Source organism: Terrabacter tumescens (genome assembly GCF_014646815.1).
Taxonomy (GTDB): Bacteria; Actinomycetota; Actinomycetes; order Actinomycetales; family Dermatophilaceae; genus Terrabacter; species Terrabacter tumescens.
Genome location: NZ_BMNZ01000012.1, coordinates 1 through 18,119, shown reverse-complemented (window position 1 = coordinate 18,119; position 18,119 = coordinate 1). Strand labels below are relative to the sequence as shown.

The window sequence follows — 18,119 nt, the reverse complement described above, 5'->3', positions numbered from 1 at the left end:
GGGGGATCTCCGTATGAACCGTCGCATTCTCGCTATCGTCGTGGCGTTGGCTCTGGCCATCGGCGGTGGGGCGCTCGTCATCATGTACGCCCGGAACGCCGACGCCCGTGCGATCGCCGGGGAGTCCCCGTCTCCGGTGTGGGTAGCGCAGGGTCCGATCCGCTCCGGAACGAGCCTCAAGGACGCGCAGCGCACTGGGCTCATCGCCCAGACCGCTGTGGCCGCGAAGGCCTTGCCGGTGGGCGCGCTCCAGGAGATCAACGCCGACAACAACGCGCTGCTTGCCCTGACCGACATCGCGCCGGGAGAGTACCTGCTCGCCGCTCGGTTCGGTACGACACTGCCGGGCGTCAAGGCGATCGATATTCCAAGCGGAATGCTCGCCATCTCCTTCACACTCTCGGAACCGGCGCGCGTCGGCAAGTTCGTCACCCCCGGGTCGCACATCGCGCTTTACCAGACGTACACGATCAAGGACCTGACAGACACTCCTCAGGCGAAGGTCATCAATGCCGAAGGGGTGAAGGGCACCAGTCTGCTGGTCCCGGATGTGCTTGTCATCGCCATGGGCGACGCTCCCCTCTCCGGTCAGGCGGCTCAACCACCGGTCGAGGGCCAGCCGGTGACAGCCGCCGGCGCCAGCGGCGGCTACCTCATCACTCTTGCGGTGAAGCCCGCCGACGCCCCCCTCCTCATCCACGCCATCAAGAACCGTGACCTCTATGCAGCCCTGCGCGGCTCTGACGTCAAGCTCGACCCCTCCGCCGAGGTCACGGACCTTCAGCTACGAGACGCGGTGACCACGCCATGACAATCCTGTGGGACTACGACCCAGCTGCCGTCGACACGTACCGCTTCGCGCTCGGCGGTGACGCTGTCCACCTCAACTCGGCACCCCGCGTGAGCCGGGCCCTCGAGGAAGACCGCAACCAGTCGCTCGTGGTCATCGGGCCCGACATCGACCTTGACTCCGCCTGCGACCTAGCCGAGCGTGAGCGCGTAGATCGTCCCGAGCTTGGCGTCATCCTGCTCCGCCACCGCCTCGACGTCACCGCCCTCGCGCAGGCCCTGCGCAGCGGTGTTCGCGAAGTCGTCCAGGCCGACGACCAGACTGCCCTTGCGGATGCGGTCCGTCGCTCGCTGGCGCTCACACAGCAGCTGAGCGGTCATGGCACCCAGGTAGGGGGCCGCGACGGCAAGATCGTCACCGTCTTCAGCGCCAAGGGCGGCGTGGGCAAGACGACGATGTCGACCAACCTCGCCGTCTACCTCGCCTCGACCGGGGCGAAGACACTGCTCGTCGACCTCGACCTGATGTTCGGCGACGTCGCGATCAGCCTGCAGCTCCAGCCGCACGGATCGGTGCGTGATGTCGTTGCCATGAGTGGTCACCTCGATGACCAAGGCGTTCAGTCCGTCGTCACACGTCACGAGGAGAGTGGGCTCGACGTCATCGCCGCGCCGGCCGACCCGGCAGACGCCGATCGAGTGCCGTCCCACGTCGTCATCGAGCTGCTTCGGGTGGCTCGAGGCCAGTACGACTACGTGCTGGTCGACACCCCGCCGTCCTTCACGGAGCACGTCCTCGCGGCCTTCGATGTCAGTGACCTCACGATCCTGATCGCAACGCTGGACATCCCGGCGGTGAAGAACCTCCGCATCGCGATCAACACGTTGGACACCTTGGGCGCCTCCAAGGAGTCGCGGACCATCGTGCTCAATCGAGCGGACGCCAAGGTCGGGCTCAAGCCCGACGATGTCGAAGCGGCGCTCAAAGCGCCGATCTCGGCCAACGTGCCCAACAGTCTGACGGTGCCTGCCTCGGTCAACCGTGGTGTCGCTCTGGTCCTCGACGATCCACGGAACCCCGTGTCACTGGCCATCCGCGACCTCGCGGACAACGAGATCCGACGGCGCTTCGGCGAGGAACTTCAGAACGGCGCCAAGCGCAGCTTCAGCTTGTTCGGAGGTAAGAAGTGAGCAACCTCGCCGACCGTCTCGAGCGCGCCCGTCAGTCGAGCCAGATCAACGAACCGGCCACCACCAATGGCGGGCAGGTTCGTATCGTCAACGGTGCCGTGCCCGTTCGTCGCCGCGGCGTCGACCCGTTCGCCGGCGTCAAGGAGCGTGTGCACCAGGCGCTCGTCGCGTCGCTTGGCCCCCGCCTGTACGACCCGAACCTCAGCGAAGGCGAACTCGCCGCGCAGGTGCGCACGACGCTGCAGGAGGTCATCGACTCCGAGCAGACGCCGCTGTCGCACTCCGACCGCACTCGCATCGCGCAGGATGTCTCCGACGACATCCTCGGACACGGTCCCTTGGAGCCTTACCTGCGTGACGCAGAGGTCTCGGAGATCATGGTCAACGGTGCCGAGGACATCTACATCGAACGCGCCGGCAAGATCTACCCCGTCGACGCAAGGTTCTCCGACGAGACGCACCTACGACGCACGATCGACAAGATCGTGGGACGGGTCGGTCGTCGTGTGGACGAGTCGAGCCCGATGGTGGATGCGCGACTGCCCGACGGCTCCCGTGTCAACGCCGTCGTGCCGCCCATCGCGCTCGACGGCTCGATGCTGACGATCCGAAAGTTCTCCGCCGATCCCTTCACCGCCACGGACCTCATCTCGTTCGGCACGTTCACGCCCAACGTTCGCGATTTCCTGGACGCCTGCGTCAAGGGCCGCCGCAACATCATCATCAGCGGCGGTACCGGCTCGGGCAAGACGACGACCCTCAACGTCATCAGCTCCTTCCTGCCGCACGACGAACGCATCGTCACCATCGAGGACGCCGCCGAGCTCCAGCTCCAGCAGCAGCACGTCCTTCGTCTCGAGGCCCGTCCGGCCAACATCGAAGGCCGCGGACTTGTCTCCATCCGTGAGCTCGTCAAGAACACGCTGCGTATGCGTCCTGACCGCATCATCGTGGGTGAGATCCGTGACGGCGCAGCGCTCGACATGCTTCAAGCCATGAACACCGGCCACGACGGCTCGATCACCACAGTCCACGCCAACACCCCCCGAGACAGCCTCGCGCGCCTCGAGACCATGGTCCTCATGGCAGGAGTCGACCTGCCCGTCCGTGCCATCCGCGAACAGGTGGCCGGGGCCGTCGACCTGATCGTGCAGCAGTCGCGCCTCAAGGACGGGTCGCGCCGCATCGTTGCAATCTCCGAGGTGGTCGGCATGGAGTCCGACGTCATCACGCTTCAGGACATCTTCACCTTCAACTACGGCGCGGGGCGCGACGAGAACGGACGGTTCCTCGGCACCCTCATGCCCACTGGCATCCGTCCGAAGTTCACGTCCGACCTCGCCGACGTTGGTGTCGAGCTTCCCGTCAACCTCTTCTCGAGGTCGATGCAGTGAGCGTCACGCGCCGACTCGCCACCGGTCTGGCCGCCTCGTTGGTCAGCCTGGCTCTTGTGCCCGTCAACGCTGCACTGGCAGCCGACGTGTCGGTCGGTCTGAGCAACGTCAGGGCGACCTCGGCTGGGTCGACATCAACCCTTACGGGCGTCATCACCTTGCGCAGCAAGGTGGACCTTCAGGTGGACCCGGCGTCCCTCAAGGTGAAGATTGACGACGAGGATTTCTCGACCACGGTCAAGCAGGCCGCCAAGCTGGACCGCCGCGCCATGCTCGTGATCGACACGAGCGGCTCGATGGGTGCGCAGGGCATGGCGACGGTGCGCAAGGCCTCTTCCACCTACCTCAAGACGGTGCCGGCTGACGTCAAGGTCGGCGTCGCCTCCTTCGCCAACACGGCTGGCGTCGACCTTGCGCCTACGCTCGACCGAGCCGCCGCTCAGCGTGTCATCAACGGTCTCGACTCACGTGGTGACACAAGTCTCTATGCAGGTATGCAAAGTGCCGCAGCCGTTCTCGCCGGCACGGGAGACCGCAGCATAGTGCTCCTGAGCGACGGTGCCGACACCATGGCAACGGACAAGGCCAAGGCGCTCAGGGACGCGGTCACCAAGATCAAGGCGGGTGGGATCCGTGTTGATGTGGTGCGGTTCAAGACGAACGATCCGGACGCGACTGGTGCGTTGCGCTCGTTTGCGGAGGCCAACGGCGGCACCGTCGTGTCAGCGGACAACACAGCCGGCGTCTCTGCGGCTTTCAAGGCCTCTGCCCAGGCACTCAACCGGCAGGTGCAGTTCTCGACGGCCATCCCCAAGACGCTCTCCGGTGCGCACAGCTACACGGTGACCGGCATGGCTGGCACCACTGGCTTCCAGTTCAGTCGTCAGGTCACGTTTGGCGCGCAGGCAACCGCCCCAGCCCCGACCGGGAGTGCACCGGCCGGTCCGGCAACGGCGGCGCCGCCTCAGGTTGCTGGCGTGCGCCTCGGCACTTTGGCCGTGACCGACAGGACGCCCTACATCGCTGCTGGACTGTTGGCCCTCGCGCTCTTCGTCGTTCTGTCGACGTCTCTCATGCCGACACTCCAGACCAAGCGCGAGCGTCGCATGGCCTCGATAGACAACTATGTGGTGGGTGACTCGGTCGCAATGTCTCGTCAGGAGATGAAGGCGGCGCAGAGCACTATCATGGCGCAACTGCTCGACATGGGCGACCGCGTCATGAAGGACCGAAAGTCCACGAGCAAGACGATGGCGCTGATCGAACGGGCAGACCTGCCTTTCCGAGCGGGGGAATGGCTCGTCCTACGCGTCGTCGCCGTGATCGTCGGGGCAGCCGTCGGCTTGGTCTTGGCCGGACAGGCCAAGTTCGTCGGACTGATCGTTGGTGCCGTCTTCGGCCTCGTCTTAATGCCCGCCGGACTTCGCTTCGCTGCATCTCGACGCGCGAGCAAGTTCGAGGCGCAATTGCCCCAGATCCTGCTGCTGGTTTCAACGAGCCTTCGGAGCGGATTCGGCCTTCCCCAAGCGCTCGAGGCTGTGGCGCGCGATGCGGCGGAGCCGGCCGGTAAAGAGTTCAGTCGGGCTTTGGCCGAGACCCGGATCGGGACGGACATCAGCGATGCCCTCGAGCGCGTCGGACATCGGATGGAGAGCACCTCGATGCACTGGACGGTGATGGCCATCCGGATCCAGCGCGAGGTGGGTGGCAACCTGGCGGAGACGCTCCGCACCACAGCCGGAACTCTTCGCGAACGCGAGGCGCTCCATCGCCAGGTGAAGACGCTGTCAGCCGAGGGCCGCCTCTCCGCCTACATCCTCATCGCCCTACCGATCTTCCTGTTCTTCTACATGCTTCGCGTGAACTACGAGTACGTCGCTCTGCTCTGGACGACGACACCCGGCCTCTTCATGAGCATCAGTGGGCTCGTCGCTCTCGGTATCGGCATCGTCTGGATGCGCCAAGTCGTCAACATCGAGGTGTGACGTGAACGTGAACCCTGTCTATGTCGCTGCGGGACTGATTGCCGTGGGGCTCATGGTGGCTGTCCTCAGTGTCGGCTTCAGCGGTGGTGAGCCGAGGGGTGTCGCCAAGTCCTTGATGCTCATCGAGAACACGGTCGACCGTAGGAGCGTCGTCACGACCGAACTGGCCGCCAAGGATCGACTTGTGGCTCCCATCCTCGAGCGGACCAAGGGCTTGGCTCGTGCACTCTCGCCAGCAGGCGCCGACGATCGCTACACGATGATGCTCGACCAAGCTGGAAACCCTGCGGGGTGGACTGTGGAGCGAATTCTCGGGGTCAAGGGTGCAGGTCTGCTGCTCGGAACAATCTTGGGCGCGTTCTACGGACAGTTCCAGCTCCCCAATGCACTTCTTTACGCCCTGATTGGTGGCGTTGCTCTCTTCTTCCTTCCCGACCTGCTCATCAAGAACGTGGCGTTGCGCCGCCAAGAGCAGACGAGCAAGAGTCTTGCTGACGCCCTGGACATGCTGAGCGTGTGCGTGGAAGCAGGTCAAGGCTTCGACGCCGCTCTGCTCCAGGTCGCCAGGAACGTCGAGGGCCCCATCTCCGGCGAGTTCGCTCGCGTCCTGTCAGAGATCCAGATCGGCAAGTCGCGTGGTGAGGCGTTCAGCTCGATGGGTGACCGAGTGACGCTTCCGGAAGTGAAGAACTTCATCACTGCGCTCGTGCAGGCTGACCGCCTCGGTCTGCCCATCGCCGGCGTCCTCAGGGAGCAGACGGTCAACATGCGCCTCGTCCGTCGTCAGAAGGCGGAGGAGAAGGCGCAGAAGGTCACGATCAAGATCCTCTTCCCTCTGATGTTCTGCATTCTTCCGGCGCTGTTCATCGTCATCATCGGTCCTGGTGGCATTCGCATGATGGACGCCCTGTAAGCGCATGATCTGAACATGGCTGTCGCCAGTCGCACGAAGGTGTATGCCATCGTCCCGAGCCCGCGTTCGCCGGCGGACGTCATAGGTTGGCTACTCCCCGGGCTCGTCCTGCTTCTCTTCTGTCTCAAACCGCTTGGACCTCTCAAGGACCCTGACGCGTTTTGGCACATCGCGGCCGGCAAGCACCTCATGCAGACGGGGGAGTTCGTGCTCGATGACCCCTTTGGGGCTGCGACTGAGAAGGTCTGGATCCTCAACCAGTGGCTGCCCGAGGTGCTCATGCACTGGGCGCACACGGCATACGGCCTTCCCGGAGTGGCGTGGCTGCTCAGCCTTGCGTCATTGCTCGTGGGGGTCGCCGTGTATGCGGCCTGCCGACGTCGGTCGTCGGCCCTCGTCAGCGCCTTGGTGCTAGCCGTCACCTTCGTCGCCCTGAGCGGAAGCCTCTCTCCCAGGCCCCAGCTCGTGACCTTCGCGCTTGCCGCCATCGCGAGCAGCGCCTGGCTTCTGACTCGCGAGGACGGGCGTGCCCGTTGGTGGCTCGTGCCGCTGACGTGGCTCTGGGCCTGTAGCCATGGCATGTGGTTCATGGGTCCTGTCATCGGCGGACTCGTCGTGGTCGGCATGCTCCTCGAGCGACGCGTCTCCGCGCGGCAGGCAGCGCGTCTCGCTCTGGTGCCGGCGCTGTCGGTGGTTGTTGCCGCCCTGACGCCGGTGGGGCCGCGCCTGTTCACCTCACCCTTCCAGGTGAGCGGAGTGACCGGGATGATCAGCGAGTGGCAGCCGCCGGGCCTCACCGACCCGGGACTGCTCGCCGCGCTGGGGCTCGTGCTGGTAGTGGTCGTCGACCAGGTCGGGCGCCGCAGAGCCGATTGGACCGTCGTCCTGCTCACCGTGCTGGCTCTAGTGCTCGCGGTCACGTGGTCGAGGACCACCGGCCTGGCCGCGGTCGTGCTGGCGCCGCTGGCCGCCATGGCCATCCAACGCGTGACCCGTCAGGAGGCCCCTCGCATCCCTCTCCGCGAACGGGTGGCAGTGCTGGTCGCCGTAGTCGTCAGCTTGGTGCTGGCAGGTTTACTCGCCCCGGCGACTGCTGCCTCGCCGGCGATCGGGCCCAACGGGCTCGATGCCGGCCTCGCCCGGGTGCCCACCGGAACCGTCGTCTGCAACGAGCAGTCCGACGGCGGCTGGCTCATGCTCCAGCACCCTGGGCTTCGTCCCACCATGGACACGAGAGTCGAGCTCTACAACGTGGAGCGCATCAGGGCGTACCTCGGCTTCGTCGCGGCCGACCCGGGTTGGCAGGACTACGCCGACCAGGTCGGCTGCGTGTATGCCGTCCTCGGGGCCAACGCGGCCGTCGTCCCGGCGATGCGCGCCACGGGTGACTGGCAGCTGGTCGACCAGGCAGGCGGTTACGCGCTGCTCAGGTCTCGCGGATGACCAACGGTGACAGGAGCGCTGACCTCGACCGTGCCGGGGTTGACGTCCCGACGGGTGGTAGGGCAACGGAATCGAGCGTCCCCGAGCGGTCGGTGGCAGAAGTCGGCCGACTGGCGCTCTGGATTGCACTGGCGCCGACCCTGTGGATCCTCTTCGGCAGCCGGCTCGCATCCTTCGGCATGGACTCGGCCCACGCGTACTGGAACGTCTGGAGGGTCGGCCCGTACACGCTCCCACCCGGGTCGGTGGACGCCTTCAACTACACCCCGGCCTTCGCCCAGGCGATCTACCCGTTGACGCTGCTGCCGTGGCCGGTCTTCCTCACCGTCTGGTCACTGTTGCTCGCAGCAGCGCTGACCTGGCTGCTGTGGCCCGTGGCGCCCCGGTGGCGCTGGCTGCTGCTCGCCTACGTCGCGCCTCCCGCATTGCTCATCGGCAACATCGAAGCCTTCCTCGCCGTCGCCGCCGTCGTCGGTCTTCGGCACCCGACGGCTTGGGCCTTTCCTCTGCTGACCAAGGTGACCCCCGGCCTCGGGCCGGTGTGGTTCGGTGCGCGGCGGGAGTGGCGACACGCGTCGGTCGCCGCGCTCGGTACCGGGGCAATCGTGTTCGTGTCGTATGCCGTCTCGCCGGAGCTGTGGCACCGCTGGTGGGAGTTCGTGATCGGGTCGCCGACGCCGCCGACCCAGACGGGATACCCACCGCTCGCGCTGCGGCTGGCCGTGGCCGTGGCCGTGCTGGTTTGGGGGGCGCTGCGTGGTCGTCAGAGAGTGATCGTCGTCGCCATGGTGCTGGCCATGCCGCTCTGGTCGAGCGGGATCCTGGTGCTCCTGGCCGCGCTACCGAGACTCGGGGCCCGTCACGTGGACAGTGGATCGAAAAGGCTCTGACTGTCCGTTTTGACTGTCTTGTTAGTATTTGAATCTCTATTAATGTCAGACGTTTTCGCGTTTGCGTGAACGGTATCGACGCCTTCGGCACGCTTGCCCCATGGCATCGAGGGGGAGGGTCGAAGCGGCCTCCCTCGGCATGCGTCTGGCCGGGCACGACAACGCTCTCAACGCCATCCGTCTGCTGCTCGCCGTCTTCGTCGTCATCGACCACTCCTACAAGGCAGCCACCGGGCGTCCAGGCCCGTGGGTCCACATGGGCGACTTCGCGGTCGAGGGGTTCTTCGCCATTTCGGGATACCTCATCGCGGGGAGCCGGAGCCGGATGTCGATGGGATCGTTTCTCTGGCGTAGGGCTCTTCGACTCATGCCCGCCTACTGGGCCCTCCTGTTCTTCACCGCCCTGGTCGTCGCTCCGCTCTCGACCGAGCTGACGCGCAGCTCTTACGACTGGGCGAGCGGGGCAGGCTACGTCGTGAACAACTCACTGCTCTTCACGACGCAGATGGGCATCGGCGGCACGCCGGAAGGCGTTGCCTATTTCGGGCTTTGGAACGCCTCGACGTGGAGCCTTCCGTTCGAGGCGGCCGCCTACGTCATGTTCGGTCTCCTCCTGGCGATGCCGGGATTCGGTCGACGTCCGGCAGCCGTGGCCTGCGTCGCTCTCAGCGCCGCCACGGCGGCCCAGCACGCCACGGGCCTCGGCGTGAACGTCACCCCGGATCTGACCCGACTGTGGTCGTTCTTCGCCGCGGGCGTGCTGCTCTGGTCGCTCCGGGACCGGCTGCCGATGTCCCTCACGGCAGGCGCGGGGGCTTGCACTCTCGTGCTTGGCACCCTCCTGCTCGACCGCGCGACGTACTTCGCGATCGCACCGGTCGCTGTCACATTCCTGCTTCTCTGGCTGGGCGCCCGTTTGCCCGTCCGGGTCGGCGCGAGGAACGACATCTCCTATGGCGTCTACCTCTTCGCGTTCCCCCTCCAGCAGCTCATGGCTGTGGCCGGTGTGCCTTCGGCCGTGGGGCTGGAGTGGTTCGCTGTCCTGTCCGTCGCGGTGACGGTGCCGGTTGCCTGGGCTTCGTGGCTGCTCATCGAGCAACCGGCGATGCGGTTGCGGCGCCTCATTCCAACCACACCCGGACCAGCGCCATCGGTTGGAGCCCCAGGCCCGGTGGCGTGGGCTTGTCTGGGGACAGCCGTCAACGGTCACGCAGAGCGGTCCTCCGGGATCGACCCGACATCCGAGTGTGCCGCAAGCGCGCGCCAATCCCCCCAAATGTCCCCGAAGGGACGGTCCGAGCGGGGATGATCGCTCGGTGACGAGCGACACGACGAGCAGGGCTGCGCCCGCCGATCTGGGCAAGGGCTCGGACCTGCGTCCTGTCGTCGGCCACGACCAGGACGACGATCGGACAATCAAGGGTCGGAAGGGGCCATTGCCTCTGCGAGTGCTTCAAGCGCTTCCGGGCCTCATCATCCTGATTGCCCTGGTCCAGCTCGCGCGACCTATCGGCGACCCCGACACCTTCTGGCACCTCGCCGCCGGCGATCGACTCCGCCAGACGTGGATCTTCAACGGGCCCGACCCGTGGAGCACGATGTCGACCCAGCCGTGGCGCCTTCACGAATGGCTCCCGGAGCTGCTCATGAGCGTGACCCAACAGCTGCTCGGGATGCCCGGGGTTGCGTGGTTGCTGCCTCTCGGAGGGGCGGTCATTGGGCTCACCCTGTGGCGCGCCACCCGTCCGCGCGCGTCGCTGCTCGCCTCGGCGGCCGTCACCTCAGTCGCGTTCGTGGCGATGAGCCAGAGCCTGTCGTTGCGACCGCATCTGCTGTCCTTCGCCTTCGCCGTGGCCTTCACGGCGGCCTGGCTCCGCTCCGCTGCGGATGCACGTCCCCGCTGGTGGCTCATCCCGGTCACCTGGGTCTGGGCGTGCACGCACGGGATGTGGTTCTTCGGCGTCGTCATCGGCGTCGTCGCCCTGGCCGGCATCGCTCTCGACCGCGCAGTCACCCGTCGGCAGTGGCTGCGCCTGGCGCTCGTGCCGCTCGGCTCGCTCGCGGCCGCGGCCATCACGCCGACCGGGCCGTCCCTGCTGCTGTCGCCATTCGCCGTCAACGAGACGACCCAGTACATCGAGGAGTGGATGCCGCCCTCGATCCGACAGCCCGGCTTCATCGCGTTCCTCGTCCTCGCAGGCACCGTGGTGCTCGTCTGGGCTCGGTCGCGGGAGCGGGCTCGCTGGACGGACATCCTGCTCGTCGGCCTCGCGATCGGGCTGGCGCTGCTCTACAGCCGGACCGTGGCGGTCGGTGCCGCCGTCATCGCGCCGGTGGCGGCCGCGACCATCCAGGGCCTGCTCCCTCGTGACCGTGAACCGGTGACCCGCCGAGAGGTCGGCCTAACCCTCGGCCTCACCGCGCTGGGCCTGCTCGTCGCCGCGCTCCTGCTGCCCTCCAGGGCTGCCGTCCCGACGTGGGGTGCCAACGACCTCGACGTGCCGCTCGCCGCCCTGCCGCAGGACACCGTCGTGTGCAACAGCTACGGCGTCGGCGGCTGGCTCATCTGGCGTCACCCCAACGTGCGCCCGACGATCGACGGGCGGACCGAGATCTACGCCACCGGGCACGTCAAGGAGCACGTCGACTTCGAGCGTGCTGCACCCGGTTGGCAGGCCTATGTGAGCAAGACGGGCTGCACGTACGCCCTGCTGGCGAAGGACCAGCCCGTCGTGGAGGCGCTCTCGAAACAGGCCCAGTGGACGGTCGTCCAACGCGGCTCCGAGTACGTCCTGCTGCGAGCGCCTCTCTGACCGGCCCCTACTCGTAGCGCAGGTGGCGGAGGTAGCGCTCGGGTGCCTCGAGGAAGCGGCGATGGTGCTCGACGAGGTCGAGGTCGTCCCACGCGCGCTCGTGAATGCCGTCCTCGTCGAACTCGAGGATCGTCGCGCCGGGCAGGCTCGCGACGACCGGTGAGTGCGTCGCGATGAGCACCTGCACGCCGGGCTGCGACACGAGCTGGATCATAGCGCCGACGAGCGCGAGCTGGGCGTTGAACGACAGCCCAGCCTCGGGCTCGTCCATGACGAAGAAGCCCTCGCTGTCGAAGCGCTTGCTGCCCAGCATCGCGAGGAACGACTCACCGTGGCTCAGCTCGTGGAAGCGGGTCTCGCCGCGCGGCGACGGGTTGTCCTCGAGATAGGTGAAGAGGCCGTGCATCGTCTCGGCCCGCAGGAAGTAGCCCCAGCGTGCCGCACCGGCACCCCGCACCAGCGAGATCGACTCGGCCAGAGGCGATTCCGAGACCCGTGTCGAGTGGCGAGCACCCGTCGAGCCACCTTCCGGCGAGAGGCCGTATGCCGTCGCGACCGCCTCGACGAACGTCGACTTCCCCGTCCCGTTCTCACCGACGACGACGGTGGCCTGCGAGAGCTCGAGACCGTGCTCGAGGACGTGCGCGACCGGGGCGAGCGTCGCGGGCCACTGCCCGGGGGCCAGGGTCGCGTCGTCGGACCGGCGTACGCGCCGGACCGGCAGTGGCGCCATCCAGTCGTCCCCCATGGGCCGACTCTACGAGAAGGGTGTGGCGGGCGGGAGGAGGCGGACGGCATACGCCATCGGTTTGATCCGAGGGGACGGGCGCGGTGGACACCGACGGCGCCAGCGCCGCCCGCCCACCGGCTCAGTCGTTGTCCTGCAGGCTCGCCCACCACGCTGCCGCAGCGGCGCGCCCGCTGCGCCCGGACTGCTCGTAGACCGAGCTGAGGTGCTTGCGCACCGTCCGCTCCGCGATGCCGAGCTGCCGGGCGATGCGCACGTTCGTCCAGCCGGCGGCGGCCAGGGCCAGCACCTCGGCCTCGCGGCGCGTCGGACGGTAGTCGGCACACAGCGCGGCCGGCCCGGCGATCCCCACGGGTGCTGCCCCCTCGCCCTCCTGTCGCAGCACGGCCGTCGTCGCGTCGAGCGCGGCACGGAAGGCCAGCGCAGCGGCGAGCGGGCGTTGGATGAGCTCGAGTGCCTCCACGTCCTCGTCGCCGAAGTCGGACGACGAGCGGTGCGCGCCGATGAACATCACCTCCGTCGGCGACGCGTGCAGCAGCATCGCCATGGGGTAGCGCCCGTCGAGGTAGCCGTGCATGCGCTCGTAGACCTCGGTGTGCCAGAAGTCCTTGATGACGACGAGGTCGCTGACGCGCACGGCCTCGGTGGGCGACAGCGCCATGAGGGCCGGGTGCTGGTCGGCCACCTCGGCCGCGAGCCCCGCGAGCTCGTCCGAGACCGGCCCCGAGCCGGCGGTCTCCACCGAGATCCCGACGGAGGCCCCCGAACGGTCGATCCGCGTGACGCCGACACCGGCCTCGGCCCGCAGGGCCCCCAAGACCGCCGGCAGCCACGGCGCCAAGGACTCGCCACGGGCAGCGGCGACCGCGAGGTCACGCGCGGTGGCTGCCGCGAGCCGGCGACGGTCCGACACCTCAACCCCTCCTGCGGGAGGTCCGACGGCCCCCACGCGTCCTTCTTCGTGCACGGTCCTGTTACGGTGACGGTCGCGGCGCCCGTCAAGGTGTCCGAAGAGGCACTAATGCCGCGAAGCCCTCGCTCATCACAATGGCACGAACGGCGGCCGTCAGGGGAGGTTGTGACGCGCAGCTCGATCTCGACGTCCAGACCACGCGTGGTGGACGACGGTCAGGGGAGGAGCACCGATGAGGCATCGAGCGCGCATCGCAACGGCGGCCTGCCCGTTGCTCGGGGTGGGAGGTCTAGCAGCCCCGGCGAGGGCGTCGGACGCCGACGGCGCCGACGAACCGCCGGGGCTGCAGGGCCGCATGACACACGGCCGACACCCGACGGCATACGCCATCGAGGGCGTATGCCGTCAGCGCGCCGGCGCTGCCCGGCTCAGTCGCGGGGGCGCTTGGTGTACGGCTTCTTCGTGCCGCCACCGCGTGGGCCGCGGTCCTCGCTCAGCTCGATGAGCTGACCCGAGATGCGCGTCGTGCGCAGCTTGTCCATCGTGCCCGGGGGGAGCGTGGCGGGGAGCTCGACGAGCGAGTGGTCGGCGCGGATGTCGATGTGCCCGAAGTCGTTCCGGCCGAGACCGCCCTCGTTGGCCAGGGCGCCGACGATCTGTCGCGGCTCGACCCGATGCCGCCGGCCGACCGCGATGCGGTAGGTCGCCATGGGGCCGGAGGTGCCGCGTCGCAGGCCTCGGTCGGCTCGGTCTCCGCGGTCGCTGCGGCCGCGCGAGCCGCGGTCGTCGCGTCGGTCGTCACGCCGGTCACGGGGGCCGCGGTCGTCGACCGTCCTTGCGGGACGGGCCTGCTCGGGATCGAGGAGCATCGGCTCGTCACCCTGGAGCACGACCGCCAGCGCTGCCGCGACGTCGGCCTCGGGCACGTTGTGCTCGTTGACGTAGTGCGCGATGACGTCGCGGAAGACGTCGATCTTGTCGCCCGAGAGCGCCGCCGTGATGGCGTCGTCGAAGCGGGTCAGGCGCGTCGCGTTGATGTCCTCGACGCTCGGCATCGTCATCGGCACGAGCGACTGGCGGGTCGCCTTCTCGATCGCCTTGAGCAGGTGGCGCTCTCGCGGGGTGACGAACGAGATCGCGTCACCGCTGCGCCCGGCGCGACCGGTGCGGCCGATGCGGTGGACGTAGGACTCCGTGTCGGTCGGGATGTCGTAGTTGACGACGTGGCTGATGCGCTCGACGTCGAGGCCGCGGGCCGCGACGTCGGTGGCGACGAGGATGTCGAGCTTGCCCGACTTCAGCTGGTCGACAGTGCGCTCGCGCTGGTTCTGCGCGATGTCACCGTTGATCGCCATCGCCGAGAAGCCTCGCGCCCGAAGCTTCTCCGCGAGCGTCTCGGTCTCGTTCTTGGTGCGGACGAAGACGATCATCCCCTCGAAGTTCTCGACCTCGAGGATGCGGGTCAGGGCGTCGACCTTCTGCGGGTAGCTGACCGTGAGGTAGCGCTGCGTGATGTTCGGCGCCGTCGACGTCGTGGACTTGACGGTGATCTCGACCGGGTCCTGGAGGTACTTCTTCGAGATGCGCCGGATCTGCGAGGGCATCGTCGCGGAGAAGAGCGCGACGTGCTTGTCGTCCGGGGTGTCGGCGAGGATCGTCTCGACGTCGTCGGCGAAGCCCATCTTGAGCATCTCGTCGGCCTCGTCGAGCACGAGGAAGCGCAGCTCGCTGAGGTCGAGCGTGCCCTTCTCGAGGTGGTCCATGATGCGGCCCGGGGTGCCGACGACGATGTGCACGCCGCGGCGCAGCGCGCTCAGCTGCACGCCGTAGGCCTGGCCACCGTAGACGGGCAGCACGTGCACGCCCTTGAGGTGGGCGGCATACCGCTCGAACGCCTCGCAGACCTGCAGGGCGAGCTCGCGGGTCGGCGCGAGGACCAGCGCCTGCGGCGACTTCTGCTTGAGGTCGAGCCGGCTGAGGATCGGCAGTGCGAAGGCGGCCGTCTTGCCGGTGCCGGTCTGCGCGAGGCCGACGACGTGGCGCCCCTCGAGCAGGGCGGGGATCGTCGCGGCCTGGATCGGCGAGGGGTGCTCGTAGCCGACGTCGCGCAGCGCCTTGAGCACCTTGTCGTCGAGACCGAGGTCGGCGAACGAGACGCGATCGGGCTCCGGCGGGGCCTCCCCGGCCGACGACGCCTCCTCGGGTGACTCGTTGACGGGGGACTCCACACTCGGCTCGCTCACCACTCGACGGTAGTGGGTCCGGGCGCTCCCGGTACAACGCCGTGCCCCACGCCTGACGAAGACGGGCGACACGCCTTCGTGCTCGCCGGCGAGGAGGGGGCGTATGCCGTGCGCTCCCCGCGTCTGCGGCCGGCCACCCGACCCGGGTGCGGTGCGATTTACGCGGGAATGAGATCACCCCGGAGGATCCGCCCCATCCGTCCTGAATGCCGAACCTGCGAATTGCTCTACAGGTAATGGTGTTCGGAAATCGGCCCGAAGATTTCCCGTTCTTCAACCGCCCGTGAACCATCGAGATATGTTGACTCCGCGAGGACGACGGAGCGCGACTGGGGGGGCCAGGAGGCACCGGATCCTCGACTTCGGGGGCGTCACGGACCGGGTGAAGCAGCCTGCCCAAGTCCGGGCGTGAGACTTACCCGTGGGGGGTTCCGATGTACCTGCAAGACTCCGCTGCCGAGGCAAAAGATGCGCTCGTCAGCTCACTTCCGCTAGTTGGCGCCGGGGCGGTCTCGTCGCCGGCCACGACTCCGTCCGAGACCGTTCGAGCCCTGTGCCACGACCTGCGGCAGCCACTCACGGCGCTGCGTCTCATGGCGACCGACACGGGTGAACGGTCCAGTGAGGAGAAGATGACGGCACTCCTCGAAGAGGTGAACTGGCTGGCCACGTTGGTCGACCTGGTTCTGGGCAGCCCCGCTGACATGGGCCCCTCGGACGCGGACCTCGCCGCCGTCGTGAGGCACGCGATCACCCTCGCCGCGGCTGGCGCGTGCTGCGCACCGTCGCTGGAGGTCCTCGACCCGGTCCGCGTCCAGGGCCGTGGGCCGGCGCTCGAGCGGGCGGTGCTGTGCCTGCTGGACAACGCCATCCGTGCCGCAGGTCAAGGCGGCCACGTGACCGTCGTGGTCTCGCAGCACGGTGGGCTCGGTCGAGTGGTGATCAGCGACGACGGTCCGGGACTCGGCCGTCTGGCGCCTCAGCACTCCCTGGGCCTGACGACGGTGCGTGCGATCCTGGCGGACTGTCAGGGCGGATTCTCCCTGCGGAACGGCGACCATGGCGGGGCAGTCGTGACGATGGAGGTCCCTCGCGTCGCCTGGACGGTGGCGTCGTGAGGATCGTCGTCTCCGACGACCACCGCGTGCTGCTCGACTCCCTCAGCGCGTCGCTGACCGCGCGAGGTCACGACGTCGTAGCGGCCACGGTGACCGCCGAGGCAGCGCTCGACGCGGTCGGCACCCACGACCCCGACGTGTGCCTGCTGGACTACTGCTACCCCGAGGGCACCTGCGATGTCGTGCTTCGTCGGATGACCGAGCTGCACCCTCGGACACGGGTCGTCGTCCTGTCGGCGACCCTGGAGCCCCACGTCGTCGCTGCCGTGCTGGGTGCGGGCGCCACGGGTTTCGTGAGCAAGTCCAGGACCATCCAGGACATCTGCGAGGCCATGGATCGCGCCGTCCAGGGTCACGTGACCGTCGACCCGCAGCTGCTCCGGCAGGCGTTCGCGGCGCCCGTCAGCAAGGGACCGCTGTGGTCGGCGCGCTTCCTCACCGAACGTGAGTGGGACGTCCTCAGATGCATCACTCGCGGCTTGACCACCAAACAGATCGCCTCAGAGCTCGGGATCAGGCACGCCACCGCCAGGACTCACGTGCAGCACCTGCTCTCGAAGCTGGGCGTCCACTCGCGACTGGAGGCGGCGGCCCTGATCTCCGCGCACGGGGACACCGAGACCTGGCCCCAGCGCCTGCGAGGGTGACGCTGGGGCAGGTCGTCCGACGGTCAGTCAGGTCCTTACCTCACGGGGCGGCGGGCCCCGCCGTGATGCGGACGTCGTCGGTCGTCGCGTCCAGCGTGTTGTTGCTCGCCATGCTGCCCACGCGCACCACGGCAACGCTTCGAGTGGCCGCACCCAGTGACGGCGCCGAGGCGAAGGGGGCCTCGAAAGCAGAGCCCTGAGGCGCGAGGTAACCCTCGAGCGCGATCGTGCCGTCGGTGTTCGTGCGCTGGTGGAGACGAAGCCGGTAGGCGGTGCGAGGGGCGAGCCTCGGACCCGGGGACCCGACGGTCGTGTTGTAGTTGCGCAGCAGGAGGGTGCCGTCGGGCCGCAGCCAGAACGAGCCAGTTGTCACCGTGCCAGATCCTGTCGCGTTGAGGGACTGCACGATGCGCGTGTCCGACGTCGGCAGGGTGTCGACCCTCAACGTCAGGTCGACCCAGTGCTCGGGCGAGGCGGCGAAGCGCTGCTCGAGGAAGGCCGCCGACGTGACGCCTCGCGCGAAGCGGGCCGAGGCGACGCCCGCCACCGGGGTGGTGGTGTTGAGCTGCACCGGGCCATCGACGTATGACGCGCCGTTGGCGCCGGTGAGGCTGCGCTGCTCGAACGTCATGTTCGCTACCGCCGAGCCGGCGGTCGACGAGGCCGTGCCGGTCGGCGTTGCCGTTGCCGTTGCCGTAGTGGTCGCTGTCGACGTGGGCGTGGAGGTGCTGGTGGGGGTGGGGGTGGCAGAGGGGCTGACGGCGCGGAAGCGGGTCCAGGGGATGGTGCCGAGGATGGTGCGGTTGATGGTGGTGTCCCAGCCGGCGGAGGTGCGGTCCTGGAGGTAGATCTTGGCGGAGCCGGAGTTGTCGACGAGGTACATGCCGTACTGCTGCAGGGCGCGGGCGATGGGCAGGGCTGTGGTGGTGACGCCGAGGTTGGTCAGGTCGGTGGCGGTCAGGGTGGGGTCGAGCTGGAGGCGGGTGCCTTCGGGCAGGTCGGTGCCGGTGGTGCCTTTGCCGTCGGACTTGG

General features: G+C 68.0%; 15 protein-coding genes. 11 read left to right on the top strand and 4 right to left on the bottom strand.

Translation table 11 applies throughout. The features are described from left to right. Window positions 1-13 precede the first annotated feature (13 nt). From cpaB to IEY30_RS20715, 9 genes are all read left to right on the top strand, one after another. Window positions 14-811: a Flp pilus assembly protein CpaB gene (gene cpaB, locus IEY30_RS20755; protein ID WP_030203460.1), complete on the top strand. Its 798-nt coding sequence runs from the start codon at window positions 14-16 to the stop codon at window positions 809-811. Between the two features lie 89 nt (window positions 812-900). Next, window positions 901-1,980, top strand: a complete 1,080-nt coding sequence (locus IEY30_RS20750; RefSeq protein ID WP_229675129.1) for a CpaE/TadZ family protein — start codon at window positions 901-903, stop codon at window positions 1,978-1,980. Then, on the top strand, window positions 1,977-3,374 hold the full coding sequence (locus IEY30_RS20745; RefSeq protein WP_030203456.1) for a TadA family conjugal transfer-associated ATPase: 1,398 nt from the start codon (window positions 1,977-1,979) through the stop codon (window positions 3,372-3,374). The genes IEY30_RS20750 and IEY30_RS20745 overlap by 4 nt, the downstream gene beginning before the upstream one ends. Further along, window positions 3,371-5,359, top strand: coding sequence for a type II secretion system F family protein (locus tag IEY30_RS20740; RefSeq protein WP_030203454.1), 1,989 nt, complete (start codon window positions 3,371-3,373; stop codon window positions 5,357-5,359). The genes IEY30_RS20745 and IEY30_RS20740 overlap by 4 nt, the downstream gene beginning before the upstream one ends. A 1-nt stretch (window position 5,360) precedes the next feature. Then, a complete protein-coding gene (locus IEY30_RS20735; protein WP_030203440.1) occupies window positions 5,361-6,272 on the top strand; it encodes a type II secretion system F family protein in 912 nt (303 codons plus the stop codon). Window positions 6,273-6,287: 15 nt separating this feature from the next. After that, window positions 6,288-7,715, top strand: coding sequence for a hypothetical protein (locus tag IEY30_RS20730; RefSeq protein ID WP_030203437.1), 1,428 nt, complete (start codon window positions 6,288-6,290; stop codon window positions 7,713-7,715). Between the two features lie 92 nt (window positions 7,716-7,807). Beyond that, entirely contained in the window at window positions 7,808-8,605 is a 798-nt protein-coding gene (locus tag IEY30_RS20725; protein WP_162181036.1) for a glycosyltransferase 87 family protein, read from the top strand. Window positions 8,606-8,705: 100 nt separating this feature from the next. Further along, window positions 8,706-9,914: an acyltransferase family protein gene (locus IEY30_RS20720; protein WP_030203430.1), complete on the top strand. Its 1,209-nt coding sequence runs from the start codon at window positions 8,706-8,708 to the stop codon at window positions 9,912-9,914. Between the two features lie 7 nt (window positions 9,915-9,921). Then, entirely contained in the window at window positions 9,922-11,418 is a 1,497-nt protein-coding gene (locus IEY30_RS20715; RefSeq protein WP_156035499.1) for a glycosyltransferase family protein, read from the top strand. 7 nt (window positions 11,419-11,425) lie between these two features. Here IEY30_RS20715 and IEY30_RS20710 read toward each other — a convergent pair whose 3' ends face one another. From IEY30_RS20710 to IEY30_RS20700, 3 genes are all read right to left on the bottom strand, one after another. Then, window positions 11,426-12,166, bottom strand: a complete 741-nt coding sequence (locus IEY30_RS20710) for an AAA family ATPase (RefSeq protein ID WP_030203424.1) — start codon at window positions 12,164-12,166, stop codon at window positions 11,426-11,428. 121 nt (window positions 12,167-12,287) lie between these two features. Further along, entirely contained in the window at window positions 12,288-13,079 is a 792-nt protein-coding gene (locus IEY30_RS20705; protein WP_043417442.1) for a LuxR C-terminal-related transcriptional regulator, read from the bottom strand. A gap of 428 nt (window positions 13,080-13,507) precedes the next feature. Further along, a complete protein-coding gene (locus IEY30_RS20700) occupies window positions 13,508-15,322 on the bottom strand; it encodes a DEAD/DEAH box helicase (RefSeq protein WP_229675128.1) in 1,815 nt (604 codons plus the stop codon). 632 nt (window positions 15,323-15,954) lie between these two features. On the opposite strand from IEY30_RS20700, the gene IEY30_RS20695 reads away from it, so the two are divergent. Then, on the top strand, window positions 15,955-16,440 hold the full coding sequence (locus IEY30_RS20695) for a sensor histidine kinase (protein ID WP_156035498.1): 486 nt from the start codon (window positions 15,955-15,957) through the stop codon (window positions 16,438-16,440). Then, window positions 16,437-17,087, top strand: a complete 651-nt coding sequence (locus tag IEY30_RS20690) for a LuxR C-terminal-related transcriptional regulator (protein ID WP_052359059.1) — start codon at window positions 16,437-16,439, stop codon at window positions 17,085-17,087. The genes IEY30_RS20695 and IEY30_RS20690 overlap by 4 nt, the downstream gene beginning before the upstream one ends. A 40-nt stretch (window positions 17,088-17,127) precedes the next feature. Here IEY30_RS20690 and IEY30_RS20685 read toward each other — a convergent pair. Continuing rightward, window positions 17,128-18,119, bottom strand: a 992-nt coding sequence (locus IEY30_RS20685) for a hypothetical protein (protein ID WP_229675127.1), incomplete at its 5' end; no start/stop codon positions are given.

What these genes read in the sequence shown, in the direction of transcription:
- cpaB (WP_030203460.1), top strand. Translation starts at nt 14, where the DNA reads ATGAACCGTCGCATTCTCGCTATCGTCGTGGCGTTGGCTCTGGCCATC.
- IEY30_RS20730 (WP_030203437.1), top strand. Translation starts at nt 6,288, where the DNA reads ATGGCTGTCGCCAGTCGCACGAAGGTGTATGCCATCGTCCCGAGCCCG.
- IEY30_RS20720 (WP_030203430.1), top strand. Translation starts at nt 8,706, where the DNA reads ATGGCATCGAGGGGGAGGGTCGAAGCGGCCTCCCTCGGCATGCGTCTG.
- IEY30_RS20710 (WP_030203424.1), bottom strand. Translation starts at nt 12,166, where the DNA reads ATGGGGGACGACTGGATGGCGCCACTGCCGGTCCGGCGCGTACGCCGG.
- IEY30_RS20695 (WP_156035498.1), top strand. Translation starts at nt 15,955, where the DNA reads ATGACGGCACTCCTCGAAGAGGTGAACTGGCTGGCCACGTTGGTCGAC.